The organism is Paenarthrobacter sp. AMU7, assembly GCF_041200195.1.
In the GTDB taxonomy this organism is placed as follows: domain Bacteria; phylum Actinomycetota; class Actinomycetes; order Actinomycetales; family Micrococcaceae; genus Arthrobacter.
Genome location: NZ_CP165735.1, coordinates 2621435 through 2637923, shown reverse-complemented (window position 1 = coordinate 2637923; position 16489 = coordinate 2621435). Strand labels below are relative to the sequence as shown.

Genomic DNA, 16489 nt, shown 5'->3' with positions numbered 1-16489 from the left:
CTGTGGACCCGCTGCCGTCCACCCCTTGACTTTCATCCTTCCAGCAGGCGCTGGATGTTCCGTGCCACAGTTGCCCTGTCAATATCCTGGCCTTTGCGGGCGGTCAGAAGGTGCATGGCAAGGCCATCTCCGTAGTCGGCCACCGACTCGGCCCGTGCCCTGGCGTCGGGCACCTTCAGAAAGCCCAGAATGTGGGTCAGCCCGGCGAGCATCCGCTCGTGGCCGGCCGCTACGACCTCGGGCTGGTCCAGGGCAAACGCGAACCTCGCACGGGTGAGGTCTGCATTTTCCAGAGCCAGTCCCATGAGGGCGCCCGTGAGTTGGTCCGCCAAGGCCGCCACCGACGTCGGCGTCTCCCATCCGTCCTGCTGGAGCAGGAGGGTGTCCCGCTCTTCGACGCGGTCGACGGCGGCACTGACCAGTGCGGCGCGGTTGCGGAAATAGTTCGAGGTGGTTCCGACGGCCACGCCGGCTTGGGCGTCGACAGCCCGGTGGGTAAGTCCTTTGAGGCCTTTCGCCGCCACGACGGCGAGGGCGGCGTCGGCAAGTTCTGTTCGACGGTCCGGCATGGCGAAAGTCTAGCCTCAAACCCTATCGCCACTACAAATGTAGTAGTACAGTGTGGCCATGGAAAAAGTGGACATCATCGGCGGCGGAATTGCCGGCCTGGCGCTCGCGGGCCGGCTGGACACCGGCCGGTTCGATGTCACGGTGTACGAGCAACGGCCGGAACTGCCCACAGTAGGAACGACCCTGGCCATGTGGAGGGAAGCCCAGGGGGCCTTGTCCGAGCTGGGAATTTTGGGAGCCGCCCGGAGCAGGGGAGCCATCATCAAAGCCGGAGCGCTTCGCAGCCCCTCAGGTGAGCCCATGCTGTCCATGGAAGGGGAGGGGCTCCTTGGGGTGTCACGGCCGGAATTGTTGAGGCTGCTGGACTCTGCCGTCCCGGAAGCCGTCCGCCGGGTAACTGGGCGCGTGGACCGACTCCCGGGTGACGCATGGCTGACTGTGGGGGCGGATGGGGTCAACAGTGTGGTCCGGCAGGCTTCCTGGGGATCGCGCAGCGCCGCCAGGCCCACGCCGTTCCTCGCTGTCCGTGGAGTCATTCCAGCAACTCCGTCCACCGAAGACATTGGCGAGTACTGGGGACACGGAGAGATTTTTGGATTGGCACCCACCGGGAGCGGAACCAACTGGTACGCCTCCTTCCGTTCAGACCTCGGCCCGGAGAAAGTGGACGTTGCCCAGGCTCTTGAACTGACACGGAACCGGTATGGCCACTACTCGCCTGCGGTAAGGAAGGTTCTTTCCTTGGCGTCGCCGGACAACTCCCTGGCCCAGCGGATTTGGACCACGCCAGCCCTGGGGCGTTATGCGCGGGGCAACGTGGTGTTGCTTGGGGATGCCGCCCACGCCATGACACCCAACCTGGGCCGGGGCGCCTGCGAAGCGTTGATCGATGCCGTGACCCTGGGCAAGCTCCTCAATGAAATGCCCAGGGATGCAGCACTCGCCACCTATGGCAGAAAGCGGATACTGCGGACCCAGCAACTTCGCCTGGCATCGTCAATGATGGGCAGCATAGCCCTCGCCCAGGGAATGCAGCCCTGGCGTGATGCCCTGCTGAAGCAGGCAGGCAAGCGGGTACCCCGGTCCAAGGGGAAGGCAGGAACTTCGAAGTAGGTTTTGTCCCGACCCCGGCGTAAACTGGATTTATTCGAACATACATTCGAATATAAAATCCGGCGCAAACGAGGTGAGGATATGGGGCTGTTCAGCGAGTCCGTGGAGGTCGGCTGCACGGAAACAGGCCAGCCACGCACCGTCCACTGGAAAGGGACGCACTACACAGTCTCCAACGACCCCGTCCGGTGGTACGAGCGACGCCAATGGTGGCTGGAAGAAAGCCGCGCCCCCCTGGGTACCGGAGCAGGACTGGTGGACCACGAAATATGGCGCGTCCAACTCCACCCCCTGGATGCAGTTGCCCCAACTGCAGACCCCATCACCCTTGACCTTGTCCGCCATGTCAGCAGCGGACGATGGCGGCTCCTTCGCATCCACGACGCTGCGCCGGCACAGGCCGTAGAGCCTGACGAAGCAGCGTGAACCCTTGAGCTTCACCCACTTGCACGTCTCCACGGCCTTCAGTGCGCACTATGGCGTCTCCTGGCCCGACGAACTCGCCAAAACAGCCGCAGCAGACGGCGCCACGGCGCTCGCCTGCACGGACCGCGACGGTCTGTACGGCACCATCAAACACCTCAAAGCCTGCATGGACGCCGGTATCGATCCCATCGTCGGTGTGGACCTGGCTGTATTCGATGACGACGGCGACCACCGCACCCAGGTCGCGGGCCGCGTCGTCGTCCTCGCCCACGGAAACAACAACGGCGCCGGCTACCGGGCGCTCTGCCGCCTCATTTCCGACGCCCACGCACGCACCTCAGGCAAGGCCGGGGGAGCGATCCCCGCCGCAGTCACCCGTGGCGAACTGGCCTCAAGGACACTTGACCCCCACACCCTCAAACCCGTGCTGACAGTCATGATCGGACCGGACTCAGATGTGGGTCAGGCCATGGGAGGCAGAAAATACCTCCGGCCAAGAACACTCTTCAAACAATGGATCGACGCAATGCCGCCCGGCACCATCGTCACCGAAGTAGTCACCCACCTCAGCGCCCCTGGAGAACCGCTCAGCACCGCACACGCCGTGCGCATGCTCAAGCTCGCACTCGAATACAACATCCCAGCCGTCCTCAGCAACGCCGTGCGCTACTGTGCCCAGGACGGCGCAGCCACCGCGGACGTCCTGGACTCAGCCCGCACCCTCAAATCCCTCCCCGAACTCTCGGCAGCGCCCATGCTCCAACCAACAGGCCAAGGCTGGCTGAAAAACGCACACCACATGCACCAACTCGGCAAAGAAATCATGGCCGCGGCAGGGCAAGGAAAAGCGGACCTCCACAAACTGCTCGCCAACACCGAAGCGCTCGCTGACAAATGCCGCATCAACCCCATTCTGGACATGGGGTGGAAGAAACCCGTGGTTCCCGAAGCCTCCATCATCGGCATCGACTGCGACCCCATGGTGGAACTCACCCAGCGCTGCCAGTCCGGTATTACCAGAAGGTTCCCGGGCATCGCCGGACAAGCAGAAAAGCAGCTGCGCTCGCGGTTGGAGCATGAACTCGGCATCATCGCCCGGCTGGGTTTTGCCCCCTACTTCCTCACCGTTGCCGAGGTATCCAGGATGATCCTTGATATGGGCGTCAGGGTTGCTGCTAGGGGATCCGGTGCGTCCAGCCTGGTGAACTACCTGATCGATATCAGCCAGGTGGACCCGATCCGTCACGACCTCATCTTTGAACGATTCCTGTCAGGCCGCCGGTCCACCCTGCCCGACATTGATTTAGATGTTGAAAGCGCAGAAAGGCACAACGTCTATCGAAAGATTTTTGACCGCTTCGGAGCCGAGCGCGTCACCCTCATGAGCATGCAGAACGGATACAGGGCAAGGGGAGCTGTCCGGGACGCAGGCCTGGCGCTGGGAATGGATGATGGCGAGATCGGTGAAATTGCCAAACAGTTGTGGAGATTTTCAGCCCGCAAATTCCGTGAAGCACTGGTTGAGAAACCGGAACTACGCTCCTTTGCAGGCCGGGTTGAGCAAGGAGGCCTGGAAGAAAACCAGCAACTGGATCTCTTGGTGGACCTTACCGAAAGGTTGGACCGCTTGCCACGGCATATCTCCATGCATCCGTGTGGAGTGATTTTGGGAGATGCGACCCTCCTGGACCGCACCCCTGTGCAGCCCAGCGGATTGGGATTGCCCATGAGCCAGTTCGACAAACACGATATGGATCCCATGGGAATGCTCAAGCTCGATGTCCTGGGCGTGCGAATGCAAAGTGCCATGGCTTTTGCTGTCCGGGAAGTCATTCGCCTTCATCCCTCCAAAGCTGAAGTAGTGGCCGCCGGACGTCATCCTGTGGAACCTGGAGGAACAGGTCCGGACTATATTGCCGACGATGGCAGGATCGATCTCAATGCTGTCCCCTTCGACGACGAACCCACCTATGAGTTGATCCGCAGCACCCACACGCTGGGTTGTTTCCAGATTGAGTCCCCGGGACAGCGGGAGCTCATTGGAAAGATGGCACCCCGGGAATTCAACGACCTCATCATCGATATATCGCTCTTCAGGCCCGGGCCCATGAAATCAGATATGGTGCGGCCCTTCCTTGAGCACAGGCACGGGTTTGCTCCGGAGATCTATCCTCATCCGGACCTGAAGCCGGTTTTGCAGGAAACCCATGGGGTCACCGTGTTTCATGAGCAGATCCTGAAGACGTTTGATGTCATGACCGGATGCGGACTGGCAAGGGCGGATGAATTCCGCAGGGCTCTGGGAGATGAAGTACATGAGCCTGGAGTGGAGAGCTACTTCCGCCGGGAAGCCATCAGGAATTACCCGCCCGAGGTGGTAGACAAGGTCTGGGGAACCCTGAAGGCCTTCGGCAGTTTTGGCTTTTGCAAAGCACACGGTGCTGCCTTTGCCGTGCCCACCTACCAGTCGGCTTGGCTCAAGACCCATCATCCCGAGGCCTTCCTTGCAGGGTTGTGGGAACACGATCCCGGGATGTATCCCAAGCGACTCCTGGTAGCCGAAGCACGCAGGCTGGGTATCCCCATCCTCCCCTTGGACATCAACCGCAGCCATGCAGAATACCGTGTGGAGAAGATCCAGCAAGGTCCCCATCAAGGCAAACTTGGCATCCGCCTGAGCCTAACGGGAATTTATGGGCTGTCAGGGGCTGAGCTGAAAAGGATTGTGTCAGGCCAGCCCTACGATTCCCTGGCAGACCTGCGGGCCCGTGCGAGGGTGAGCAAGCCCAACATCAAGAGGCTTGCCCAACTTGGCGCATTTGATGCCCTCCATCAAGACTCCGGTGGAAAAGCCAACCGGGCAGACCTTGTGCAACACCTGCAGGCACTCCAAAGCAGTCCCACCAAAAAAGCCATCGACGTTATTGAGGGGCAGTTGTCCTTTGCCTTGGGTGATGTTGAGCTAAGGAACCTGGCACCTGAACTTCCTGAACCCTCCATGGTGGACAACGTCAGGGCAGAGCTTGACTTGATGGCCGTCGATGTCAGCGAGCACCTCATGGACAGCCACCGGCCCTTGTTGGACAAGCTGGGTGTCACTACCGCGGATCAGCTCCTCGGTCTCCGCAATGGCACAGAAGTGTTGGTGGCAGGGGTAAGGATCGCAACCCAGACCCCGCCAATGCGCGGCGGTAGGCGCGTGGTCTTCATCAGCATCGATGACGGCACTGGCTGCGTGGATTCTGTCTTCTTCCATGAGGCCCAGGAAGAATCCGGGCCCCTGCTGTTTGGGACACGGTTGCTGCTGATCCGTGGAACCACCAGGCGGACAGGTCCCAAAGGCATCAGCCTCAGCGCCACCAAAGCCTGGGACCTGAGCCGGCCTGAAACATTGCCCTTTACCGAGCTCCTGCCTGCCGGGGGCGATCCACCGGATGAATACACCCATCGAGGTGCTCTTCATGGCATCTCCAGGAACCTTGCCATCACTGGTTTGGGAAGCTGATGGACGGCTGCTTCAGGCGTCGGCGCGCTGCTTTGGCCGCCCCCGCGGAAGCAGATACGATTGACGGTGGCTGGCTGTGGTCCCCGTACGCCACAAGCTATGAAGCCTTAACCATGAATAGGAGACACCCGTGTCAGATGCCCAACAGATCACCCTCATCGTCGATGGCGAAGAGACCAAGGTGACGGAAGGGACGACCGGCGCGGAACTCTTCTTCGAGCGCCGCGACGTCGTTGTAGCCCGTGTCAATGGCGTTTTGAAGGACCTTGACCAGGTCCTCACTGAAGGCGCAGACGTCGAAGGCGTCACCATCGATTCCCCTGATGGACTCAACGTCCTCCGCCACTCCACCGCCCACGTTATGGCACAGGCAGTGCAGCAGTTGCGCCCCGACGCCAAGCTCGGCATCGGCCCGTACATCACTGACGGCTTCTACTTCGACTTCGACGTCGCTGAGCCGTTCACCCCGGAGGACCTGCGGACCCTGGAAAAGATGATGCAGAAGATCATCAACCAGAACCAGAAGTTCGTCCGCCGCGTGGTCACTGAAGAAGAAGCCCGCCAAGCGATGGCCAACGAGCCCTACAAACTGGAGCTGTTGGGCAAGAAGAACGACGCAACCGACGCCGCGGAAGGCGTCAACGTTGAGGTCGGCGCCGGCGACATCACCATTTACGACAATGTGGACCGTAAGAGTGGCGAGAGCATCTGGTGCGACCTTTGCCGCGGTCCCCACCTGCAGAACACCAAAATCATCTCCAATGCCTTCGCTCTGACGCGTTCTTCGGCGGCCTACTGGCTGGGCAACCAGAACAACCAGCAGCTCCAGCGCATCTACGGAACCGCCTGGCCCACCAAGGAAGCCCTCAAGGCCTACCAGGAGCGGATTGCCGAAGCCGAACGGCGCGACCACCGCAAGCTTGGCGTGGAACTTGACCTCTTCTCCTTCCCGGACGAGCTGGGATCCGGCCTTCCGGTGTTCCACCCCAAGGGCGGCATCATCCGCAAGGCCATGGAGGACTACTCCCGCCAGCGCCACGTGGATGCCGGCTACGAGTTCGTCTACACACCGCACATCACCAAGGGTCACCTTTACGAGGTCTCCGGACACCTTGACTGGTACAAGGACGGTATGTTCCCGGCCATGCAGGTGGACGCCGAATTCAACGAAGACGGCACCGTGCGCAAGCCGGCCCAGGATTACTACCTGAAGCCGATGAACTGCCCCATGCACAACCTGATCTTCCGCTCCCGCGGCCGGTCCTACCGCGAACTTCCGCTGCGCCTGTTCGAATTTGGATCGGTGTACCGCTACGAAAAGTCCGGCGTTGTGCACGGCCTGACGCGCGTCCGTGGCATGACACAGGACGATGCCCACATCTACTGCACCCGCGAGCAGATGAAGGACGAGCTCACAACTACGCTGAACTTTGTCCTGGGCCTCCTCAAGGACTACGGCCTGGATGACTTCTATTTGGAGCTATCCACCAAGAACGAAGAAAAGTTCGTTGGTGACGACGCTGCCTGGGAGGAAGCCACCCGCACGTTGTCCGAGGTTGCCGCTGCCTCAGGTTTGGAACTGGTGCCGGATCCGGGTGGAGCTGCCTTCTACGGTCCCAAGATCTCCGTCCAGGCGAAGGATGCCCTCGGCAGGACCTGGCAGATGTCCACCATCCAGCTGGACTTCAACCTGCCCGAGCGTTTCGAGCTCGAGTACCAGGCTGCGGACGGAACCCGCCAGCGGCCCGTCATGATCCACCGCGCACTGTTCGGATCCGTGGAACGCTTCATGGGCGTCCTCACCGAGCACTACGCCGGCGCTTTCCCGGCCTGGCTCGCTCCCGTCCAGGTGGTGGGCATTCCGGTGGCCGAGGCATTCAACGACTACATGTTCGACGTCGTGGGCCAGCTCAAGGCTGCCGGCATCCGGGCCGAAGTGGACATTTCCTCGGACCGCTTCCCCAAGAAGATCCGCACGGCCAGCAAGGACAAGATTCCCTTCGTCCTGATTGCCGGAGGTGAGGATGCCGAGGCGGGCGCAGTTTCATTCCGCTTCCGTGACGGCAGCCAGGACAACGGCGTGCCCGTGGCCGAGGCGGTCCGCAGGATTGTGGACGCCGTCAAGAACCGCGAGAGCTGACGGAACGGACGCAGAGACGGTGCAGGAGAACACAGGCGCGGCAGCTGGGATTCCGGACGACGCCGACGTAACCGATGATTTCGGACTGGCGGGCGTGCCGGACGCATTTCAGCGCCTGTGGACTCCGCACCGCATGGCCTACATCAAGGGCGGGCAGGATCAATTCAAGAACAAGGACGACTGCCCGTTCTGTGTGGGACCCGCGCGCTCGGACGAGGAATCCCTGATCGTGTACCGGGGGAGGACCTGCTATGTGGTCCTCAACCTTTTCCCGTACAACCCGGGGCACCTGTTGATTTGTCCCTACCGCCACGTGCCCGATTACACGGACATCACTGTGGAAGAGACTGCCGAATTCGCCGAACTCACACAGACCGCCATGAGGGTCTTGAGGAAAGTATCCAACCCCAGCGGCTTCAACCTGGGCATGAACCAGGGCGTTACCGGTGGCGCAGGAATCGCCGCGCATCTTCACCAGCACGTAGTCCCACGCTGGGGCGGGGATGGCAACTTCTTCCCGATCATCGCCCAGACCAAGGCCATCACGCAGACATTGGACGAAGTCCGCAAGCTCGTGGCCGAAGCCTGGCCGGGGGGAGTCGAATGCTGAATAGGCATGCGCGCGGCTTTTTCACATCACTTTTCACACCCCTTGCCCGTTGGCTCCTCAAGATCGGGGTTTCCCCTGACGCAGTGACCATGGCAGGTACGGCGGGCGTGATCCTGGGCGGCTTGGTGCTGTATCCGCTCGGCCACCTGTGGTGGGGCTCTGTAGTGGTGGCGTTCTTCGCCTTCTCCGACGTCGTTGATGGCATCATGGCGCGGCTCCAAGGCAGGAGTGGCGGCTGGGGCAATTTCCTGGATTCCACCCTGGACCGTCTGGCTGATGGCGCGATCTTTGCCGGCATCACCATCTGGTTCTTCACCCATGGCGAGGATCCCGCGATCGGAACTGCCGCCGTCGTCTGCCTTGTCCTTGGCATGGTTGTCTCCTATGCCAGGGCAAAGGCGGAGTCCTTGGGATATCAGGCCAGCGTTGGCATCGCTGAGCGGGCCGAGCGTTTGGCGTCCGTTCTGCTCATCACCGGCCTGACCGGATTGGGGCTTCCGCCCGTGGTGCTGTTCGGGACCTTGATCCTGCTGGCGCTGGCCAGCGTTGTCACCATCATCCAGCGGATGTCCACCGTGCACCGGCAGGCCATGGCCGAGGCCGACGGTACTGCTGCGGGCTAGCGGCTAACAAGCCGCCTGTCCGCAGGGAACTGGCATACGACCAAACTCGTCCCCCGCGGGTTGTGCACCTGTCCTACCACGGCGTCCTTTGTTGCCCGTCGGAGCGGTAATGAATGTACTCCCACCATGGAACGTGCGACTACTATTACTAGTACTTGGTCACCTTGACCTGAAAACCCGGTGTGCTCTGATTGCGGTCGTGTGGCTGCGCGTGCCTCCGGCAAATAGGTCGTTTATCTACCCATAGGGGTTTTTGTGTCTACACCAGATGTAAGCAACGAAGCCGGTTCGTCCGCGAACAGCGTCACGGGCAGCAGCCGCGTTAAGCGGGGCATGGCTGAGATGCTCAAGGGCGGCGTCATCATGGACGTCGTTAACGTCGAGCAGGCCCGCATCGCCGAGGATGCCGGTGCCGTCGCCGTCATGGCGCTCGAACGTGTCCCGGCCGATATCCGCGCCCAGGGCGGCGTGTCCCGCATGTCCGATCCCGACATGATCGATGCCATCATCGCCGCCGTGTCCATCCCGGTCATGGCCAAGGCCCGCATCGGCCACTTCGTCGAAGCCCAGGTCCTGCAGTCCCTCGGTGTTGACTACATCGACGAGTCCGAGGTCCTGACCCCGGCGGACTACATCAACCACATCGACAAGTGGAACTTCACCGTCCCCTTCGTCTGTGGTGCCACCAACCTCGGTGAGGCATTGCGCCGCATCAACGAGGGCGCGGCGATGATCCGTTCCAAGGGCGAAGCCGGTACCGGTGATGTTTCCAACGCCACCGGGCACATGCGCAAGATCCGTTCCGAGATCGCCAAGCTCGCCGCCCTTCCCGAGGACGAGCTGTACGTTGCGGCCAAGGAATTGCAGGCCCCGTACGAGCTGGTCAAGGAAGTTGCCGCCACCGGCAAGCTGCCCGTGGTGCTGTTCACCGCTGGTGGCATCGCTACCCCGGCTGATGCTGCGATGATGATGCAGCTCGGCGCCGACGGTGTGTTCGTTGGTTCCGGTATCTTCAAGTCGGGCAACCCGGCAGAGCGCGCCGCCGCCGTCGTAAAGGCCACCACGTTCCACGACGATCCGGATGTCATCGCCAAGGTCTCCCGCGGCCTGGGCGAAGCCATGGTGGGCATCAACGTCGACGACATTCCCCAGCCCCACCGCCTCGCAGAACGCGGCTGGTAAGAGTTAACCGTACGGCGGCGGCCGGTCACCTTCCGAGGTGACCGGCCGCCGTCGTTTCTATTCCAGTCCCCGTCGTTTCAGGAGGGGTTCCAGTTCTGCGTCGCGGCCCCGGAACGCCCGGAAGGACTCCAGGGGATCACGGCTGTTGCCCCGCGAGAGGAGTTCGGATCGGAAATGGGCGCCGTTGGCCCGTGTCAGGCCGCCGTTCTCCTTGAACCATTCCACAGTGTCCGCATCCAGTACTTCGCTCCAAATGTAGGAGTAGTAGCCGGCTGCGTAGCCCGCGCCGGCAAAGATGTGCTGGAAGTAGCCGGTCCGGTACCGCGGTGGAATCAGCGGATGGGCAACGCCGGCCCCGGCAAGGGCCTTGGCTTCGAACGCAATGACGTCCTCTGGAACGTCCGCCTCAGCCAGCACGTGCCAGGCCAGGTCCAACAGGGCAGCTGCAAGGTACTCGGTGGTGGCGAATCCTTCGCCCCACAGCAGTGAGTCATTGAGTTTGTCCACGGTGGCCTGGGGGAGGGGTTCCCCGGTGGAGTAATGACGGGCGTAGTTGGCCAGGACTTCGGGCCACATGATCCACATTTCGTTGACCTGCGACGGGTACTCCACAAAGTCCCGGGGAACGGATGTGCCGGAGAAGCGCGGGTAAGTGACCTCGGAAAACAGCCCGTGCAGTGCATGGCCGAACTCATGGAATACGGTGCGGACCTCGTCGAGGGTCAACAACGTGGGCTCGCCGGGAGCAGGTTTGGTGATGTTGAGGTTGTTGATCACCACCGGCTTTGTTCCCAGCAGGCTGGACTGTTCCACCAGGGAATTCATCCACGCGCCACCACGCTTTGAAGCACGGGTGTAGTAGTCGCCCAGGAACAGTCCGATTCCGTGCCCGTCCTCGTCACGCACTTCCCAGATGCGCACGTCCGGGTGGTAGCCATTAAGGTCGGACCGCTCGCGGAAGGTGATGCCGTACAACTGGGTGGCAGCATGGAAGACGCCGTCTGAGAGGACACTTTCCAAACTGAAATAGGGGCGCAGCGCTTGCTCGTCAACTTCGAACTTCTCCTTACGGACCCTGGCGGAGTAGTAGGCCCAGTCCCATGGCTCCAGGTCATGCCCGGCGGAAGCGGCCAAGGCCTCGGCCTCGGATTGCGCGTTCCGGACCGCGGCAGGGGCCAGCCGGCCAAGCATGGCCTCCACATCGCCGAAATGTGGTGCGGTCTGTTGGTCCACTACAAGCTCGGCATAATTCGTGAAACCCAGAAGGCGTGCCTTCTCCGCGCGCAGCCGGACAGTAGCAGACACGAGGTCCCGGACGTCCATGTCCCCACCGCTGATGCCGCGTGCCAGGGATGCTTCATACAAACGACGCCGGATGGCCCGGTTCTCCAGCGACGCGATAGCGGGCTGGTTGCTGGGCTGGATGAGTGTCAGCAGGTACTTGCCGTCGTGCCCTGCCGCTTTTGCTGCCTCGCTGGCCCCCGTGACGTCTTCGGCCGGCAGCCCGGCCAGGTCTCCGGCGTCGTCGAGCAGGAGCGCAGCGGACTTCATGCCGTCCTTGACCCGCTGGCCGAATTCGGTTCCCAACCGCGAGAGTTCTGCGTTGACATCCCGCAGGCGTTGTTGTCCAGGGGCATCAAGCTGGATCCCGGACTGCCGGAACTCCTTCAGGTATTCTTCGACCAACCGGGAGGATTCCGGGTCGAGATCGGAGACGTCGATAGCGGCGAACCGTTCATACAGGGCACGGTTCATGTACACGGCGTCCTGGTGCGCTGAGAACTTGGGTGACAACCCGGTCTCCAGGGCCTTGATGTCATCGGAGGCATCGGCCGAAACCACAGTGAAAAACGCTGCAGCAGCCCTGTCCAGAAGGAGCCCGGAGCGTTCCATGGCCACGGCCGTATTCTGGAAGGTTGCCGGTTCGGGGTTGTCCGTGATGGCTTGGATGTCCTGCAGGTGGCTGGCCAAACCGGCATCGACAGCTTCGGCGTAGTGCCCAGGGGTGAGGCTGGCGAACGCCGGAAGTCCATACGGCAGGGGGCTGGGGCTCAGGAGGGGATTGGTCATGAAGTGACTCTTTCACGTAAGAATCGTGTCCTCAAGAGCGGCACGCCCGGGCGTGCAGCTCATCCGCCGTAGGATGAAAACCATGGGGAACATCACATCTGCGGCAGAACGGATCCGTCGTTCACGGGCCATGCTCGTGACAATCACCGCGTTGGCTGCATTGTCACTGGGCGCCTGTGGCGTCATTGCCGAGACTGATAACCAGGACCGCAGCGCGGCGGCCTCTGCTCCCGCGTCGGAGTCCCCAAAGCCAACCCGCACTCCGGCGCCTAACCCCACTCCCGGCAAAGGCCCAGCGTGCCCCGCACTTCGTTGCACCTCCATCACCGTGACCGGCGACATGCTGGTCCACACCCAGTTATGGCAACAGGCAAGGGCCGACGCCGCGGCGGCCGGCCTTCCCGGGTACACATTCGTGCCCCTCCTTGAAGGACAGCGGCGCTATATCCGCAACAGCGACCTCGCCATCTGTCATCAGGAAACACCGGTGGCGACGCCCGAAGGGCCCTTCTCGGCCTATCCGTCCTTCAACGTCCCGCCGCAGATCATCACCGCCTCCAAGGAGGTTGGCTACCAGGCCTGCACCACGGCCAGCAACCACACCATTGACCGAGGGACCGACGGGCTTCTGCGGACACTCGATGCCCTGGACGCAGCCGGACTCAAGCACACAGGCTCCTACCGGACCGAAGCGGAGTCCAAGGAAATCCTGATGCTCCAAACGGAGGCTGCCAAGGTGGCAGTCATCATCGGTACCTACGGCCACAACGGCCAGATCCCCGAGTACCCGTGGCTGGTGGACGAGCTTGATCCCGCAGCCATGATCGCCAAGGCAACGCAAGCCAAGGCGTTGGGAGCGGACATCGTCCTGGGAGTAATGCACGCAGGCGACGAATATGCCAGCGAAGCCAATGCCCAGCAGCAGGACGTTGCGCACGCGTTGGTGGACAGCGGGCAGTTCACCATGATCTACGGGCACCACACACACTCTGTGCTGCCGATCGAAAACTACAAGGGCACGTGGATTGTGTACGGACTGGGCAACGGTGTCACCGAGCTGTCGCCCTGGTACGTACTCAATAACGAAGGGCTGCTGGTGAGGGCCCAGTTCAGCCAGAACGCCGCGGGTGCGTGGACCGCTTCGGACCTTGCATGGGCACCGTCGGTGATTGTCCGCGATCCCTACCGATGGTGCTCAGTGGCCAGCGACGCTCCACAAGGAGTCTGCGCATCACCGGCAGCCGACGCTGCCACTTACCAACGAACCAAAGAAGTGGTTGAGTCCATGGGCGCCGCGACGGCAGGCGCGCATGAACTGCTGATCACCAAGGAGAAGTAGCGCCTACCGCGGCCGGCGGGCGGCGTGTTCGCGCGCGAGGCGGGCGTAGTCGTCGTCGGGCTTGCCCGGTATGAAGGTGCCGTACTTGCGCTCGGCCGCCGTTCGGATGAGGAAGTCGGCTATCGCGGGGTTCTTCGGCAGCAATGAGCCATGCAGGTAACTGGCCACCACATTGTTGTAGCGCGCACCTTCGTGCCCGTCCTTGCTGTTGTTACCGGCACCTTTGGTGACGGTCCCAAGAGGTTCGACGCCGGGACCCAAGGTGGTCTGTCCGCTGTGGTTTTCGTAGCCCAGAATGTCGCCGAACTCGGTGGACTTCATGATCACGTTTCCAATAAGCCGCTCATCCGTGCCGTGGGTTTCGACGTCGAGGATGCCGATTCCGGGAATGATCGGTCCAGCGCTGGTTTTGAAGAACTTGCCGAAAAGCTGGTAGAGGCCGCAGATCACCAGCATGGGGGCACCGCCATCAGCCAGTTCCCGGAGGTGCTCCGCCCGTGCCTGCAGGTCGTCCTGGATGACAAGCTGTCCGCTGTCCTGTCCGCCTCCACCGACCACAATGTCAATGTCCTCGGGAAATTCGTCACCCACGTTGTACTCCAGCAGCTCCGGTGTGTAGCCGTGCCACTTGATGCGCTGCTGGAGGACCAGGGCGTTGCCCCAGTCGCCATAAATGTTCATCTCGCGGGGGTAGAGCTGGAGGACGCGGAGGGTCCCCTTCCCGGGCTGTGGCGATTCGGGCTGTGTCTGCGGCGTTGGCTGTACTTCCGAGGTCATGAGACCACCTCAACTATGGTGATTTTGGCGAGTTCGCGACGGATCGCGAGCATGGAGGTGTACGTGCAGAAAATTCGTTTGGGTTTGCCGCGGGAGCCGTTGATGAAGGTGCGCAGAGCGGCGGTGACGTCCGGTTCCACCACGCCGAAGGGCACTTCGTCGTACTGCAGCCGCAGCGCCATGTCGTAGGCGCGGACGCCCGTGAGGACTTCCACGCCATCCTCGCGCAATGACTCGAACTCCACGTCCCAAAGCCAGGACATGTCCCTGCCGTCCGCGTAGTTGTCATTGATGGCAATCATGGTGGCGTACCCACCGGCAGGGAAGGACTTGAGCCCGAGCCGGAATCCACTGGGGTTTTTCACCAGGACAAGTTCCAGGGGTTGACCATCCACGGTGAGGCTTTCGCCGCGGCCAAAGGCGGGAGCTACTTCACCCAGGGCTTTGACAAGTTTGGGAGTGTCCACGGGGCCGGTGCCGAGGACCGCGCGCGCCAGCGACAAGGCGGCAGCAGCGTTGAAGATGTTGTAGACCCCACGCAACTTCATCGCGGTACTGACGGTTTCGCCGTCGAACTCGAAATCGGCGTCCTGCGCGCCCACCCGGCGGAGCACGACGTCGGCGTCCGGCAGTTCTACCGGCTCGCCTTCCGCAGCGGCCACCGGAGTTCCCGACGGCGACGGGCCGGAGCCGGTGGTTCGCATTTCGTCGTCGTTCGGGAAAGTGCTGCGCAGCGATTCATCGAGGCCGAAGTACCGAACGGCGGGGTGGTGAAGTGCATCAACGTCGTGAAGGACCTTCGCGATCCGGGCCACGCGGGGATCTTCACGGTTCAGGATCACAGTATCCGTGGTTCTGGAGGCGATGTGCTCCAGTAAGCGGGCAGTCTTATCGATTTCGCCAAAGCGGTCCAATTGGTCACGCAGGACATTGAGCAGGAGGCTGAACCGGGGCTCAACCTTGTTGACGAAATGCACGGCATGCGCTTCGTCGAGTTCCAGGATGGCGATGTCGGCATCGAGCCGTCCGCGCCAGTCAACTTCGCCGAGGAGGGAGGCGGCCACGCCACGGGTGAAGTTGCTGCCGGAACGGTTGGTGAAGACCTTCAGGCCTTGGCTTTCGAGGAGTTCCACCACCATCTTGGTGGTGGTGGTCTTGCCGTTGGTGCCACTGACCACGGCCACGCCGTGGGGGAGTGAGGCCAGCGTTCGCTGCATGAAGCCGGGGTCGATTTTCTCAACCACCAGGCCGGGAAAAGCTGATCCTCCGCCCCGAAGCCGGGACAGTGTGCGGACCAGCTTGCCGAGGGGGACGCTGAAGGAAAGCATGCTCTGTAATATATCCCAGTCATGGCATGGAACCCGGACTGACGGGACTCCCCGGTGGTCGCAGAAGACGCCGCGGCAGGCGCAGCGCACTATGATGGATCAATGACCAACCCCCTTTCCGACGCTTCATCGCGCGTGGGTTCAGGACTCAGGATCGGCGTTCTGGCACTCCAGGGCGACTTCCGCGAGCACATCCACGCTGTGGAGGCCGCTGGAGCCGCCGGCGTGGGCATCCGCCGTCCGTCCGAGCTGGACGATGTTGACGGCCTGATCATCCCCGGCGGCGAATCCACCACCATCGACAAACTGTCACGGATTTTCGAACTGCGCGATCCGATTCAAAAGCGCATCGCAGACGGGCTTCCCGTGTACGGCTCCTGCGCCGGAATGATCCTGCTGGCCGATGAGATCGCCGATCCCGCCAAGGACCTTAACGGAAATCCCCAGCAGACTTTCGGCGGCCTGGACATCACTGTGCGCCGGAACGCTTTTGGGCGCCAGCGTGAATCCTTCGAAACGGATCTCGATTTCAAGGGCCTGGACTTCAGCGCCGGGGAGTCCGGCGTGGATCCCGTTCACGCTGTCTTCATCCGCGGTCCCTGGGTGGAACGGGTAGGTCCGGACGTCGAAATCCTGGCGCAGGTTGATCCCGACCACGCCAGCCACACAGCTGCTTTGCACGGAGTGGCTAGAATTGTTGCAGTGCGCTCCGGCCACCTGCTGGCCACCTCTTTCCATCCGGAAGTGACTGGGGAGAAGCGCGTGCATGAACTCTTTATTCGAATGATCAGAGGAGAAGCGTAAAG

The 16489-nt window shown here is 62.0% G+C and carries 13 protein-coding genes; 9 read left to right on the top strand and 4 right to left on the bottom strand.

Annotated elements, in window-relative coordinates:
* Positions 1-32 precede the first annotated feature (32 nt).
* On the bottom strand, positions 33-569 hold the full coding sequence (locus ABQM86_RS12075; RefSeq protein ID WP_369744524.1) for a TetR/AcrR family transcriptional regulator: 537 nt from the start codon (positions 567-569) through the stop codon (positions 33-35).
* Positions 570-621: 52 nt separating this feature from the next.
* Here ABQM86_RS12075 and ABQM86_RS12070 point away from each other — a divergent pair, with 52 nt between their 5' ends.
* From ABQM86_RS12070 to pdxS, 7 genes are all read left to right on the top strand, one after another.
* On the top strand, positions 622-1683 hold the full coding sequence (locus ABQM86_RS12070) for an FAD-dependent monooxygenase (RefSeq protein ID WP_369744523.1): 1062 nt from the start codon (positions 622-624) through the stop codon (positions 1681-1683).
* Positions 1684-1764: 81 nt separating this feature from the next.
* Positions 1765-2109 carry a DUF6504 family protein gene (locus tag ABQM86_RS12065; RefSeq protein WP_207593700.1) on the top strand — a complete coding sequence of 115 codons (345 nt, stop codon included), beginning with the start codon at positions 1765-1767 and terminating at the stop codon, positions 2107-2109.
* Positions 2110-2113: 4 nt separating this feature from the next.
* Positions 2114-5614 (top strand): DNA polymerase III subunit alpha, encoded by a 3501-nt coding sequence (locus ABQM86_RS12060; RefSeq protein ID WP_369744522.1) that lies wholly within the window; start codon positions 2114-2116, stop codon positions 5612-5614.
* Between the two features lie 130 nt (positions 5615-5744).
* The gene (gene thrS / locus ABQM86_RS12055) at positions 5745-7754 is read left to right on the top strand and encodes a threonine--tRNA ligase (RefSeq protein ID WP_207593698.1); all 2010 of its coding nucleotides are present in this window, start codon (positions 5745-5747) and stop codon (positions 7752-7754) included.
* Between the two features lie 19 nt (positions 7755-7773).
* A complete protein-coding gene (locus ABQM86_RS12050; RefSeq protein WP_369744521.1) occupies positions 7774-8364 on the top strand; it encodes an HIT domain-containing protein in 591 nt (196 codons plus the stop codon).
* Positions 8358-8987, top strand: a complete 630-nt coding sequence (pgsA, locus tag ABQM86_RS12045) for a phosphatidylinositol phosphate synthase (protein WP_207593696.1) — start codon at positions 8358-8360, stop codon at positions 8985-8987. The genes ABQM86_RS12050 and pgsA overlap by 7 nt, the downstream gene beginning before the upstream one ends.
* A gap of 255 nt (positions 8988-9242) precedes the next feature.
* Positions 9243-10169: a pyridoxal 5'-phosphate synthase lyase subunit PdxS gene (gene pdxS, locus ABQM86_RS12040; RefSeq protein WP_017197521.1), complete on the top strand. Its 927-nt coding sequence runs from the start codon at positions 9243-9245 to the stop codon at positions 10167-10169.
* 57 nt (positions 10170-10226) lie between these two features.
* Here the strand turns inward: pdxS and ABQM86_RS12035 are convergent, their stop codons facing one another.
* Positions 10227-12239, bottom strand: a complete 2013-nt coding sequence (locus tag ABQM86_RS12035; RefSeq protein WP_369744520.1) for a M3 family metallopeptidase — start codon at positions 12237-12239, stop codon at positions 10227-10229.
* A gap of 82 nt (positions 12240-12321) precedes the next feature.
* Between ABQM86_RS12035 and ABQM86_RS12030 the strand changes: the two genes are divergently transcribed.
* Positions 12322-13578, top strand: coding sequence for a CapA family protein (locus tag ABQM86_RS12030; protein WP_369744519.1), 1257 nt, complete (start codon positions 12322-12324; stop codon positions 13576-13578).
* Positions 13579-13581: 3 nt separating this feature from the next.
* On the opposite strand, the gene ABQM86_RS12025 is transcribed toward ABQM86_RS12030, so the two are convergent.
* Both ABQM86_RS12025 and ABQM86_RS12020 read right to left on the bottom strand, forming a co-directional pair.
* Positions 13582-14355: a type 1 glutamine amidotransferase gene (locus tag ABQM86_RS12025; RefSeq protein ID WP_369744518.1), complete on the bottom strand. Its 774-nt coding sequence runs from the start codon at positions 14353-14355 to the stop codon at positions 13582-13584.
* Positions 14352-15683 carry a MurT ligase domain-containing protein gene (locus ABQM86_RS12020; protein ID WP_369744517.1) on the bottom strand — a complete coding sequence of 444 codons (1332 nt, stop codon included), beginning with the start codon at positions 15681-15683 and terminating at the stop codon, positions 14352-14354. The genes ABQM86_RS12025 and ABQM86_RS12020 overlap by 4 nt, the downstream gene beginning before the upstream one ends.
* Positions 15684-15785: 102 nt before the next feature.
* Between ABQM86_RS12020 and pdxT the strand changes: the two genes are divergently transcribed.
* Complete coding sequence (gene pdxT, locus ABQM86_RS12015) at positions 15786-16487, top strand: pyridoxal 5'-phosphate synthase glutaminase subunit PdxT (RefSeq protein WP_207593691.1); 702 nt, start codon at positions 15786-15788, stop codon at positions 16485-16487.
* The last annotated feature ends 2 nt before the right edge of the window (positions 16488-16489 follow it).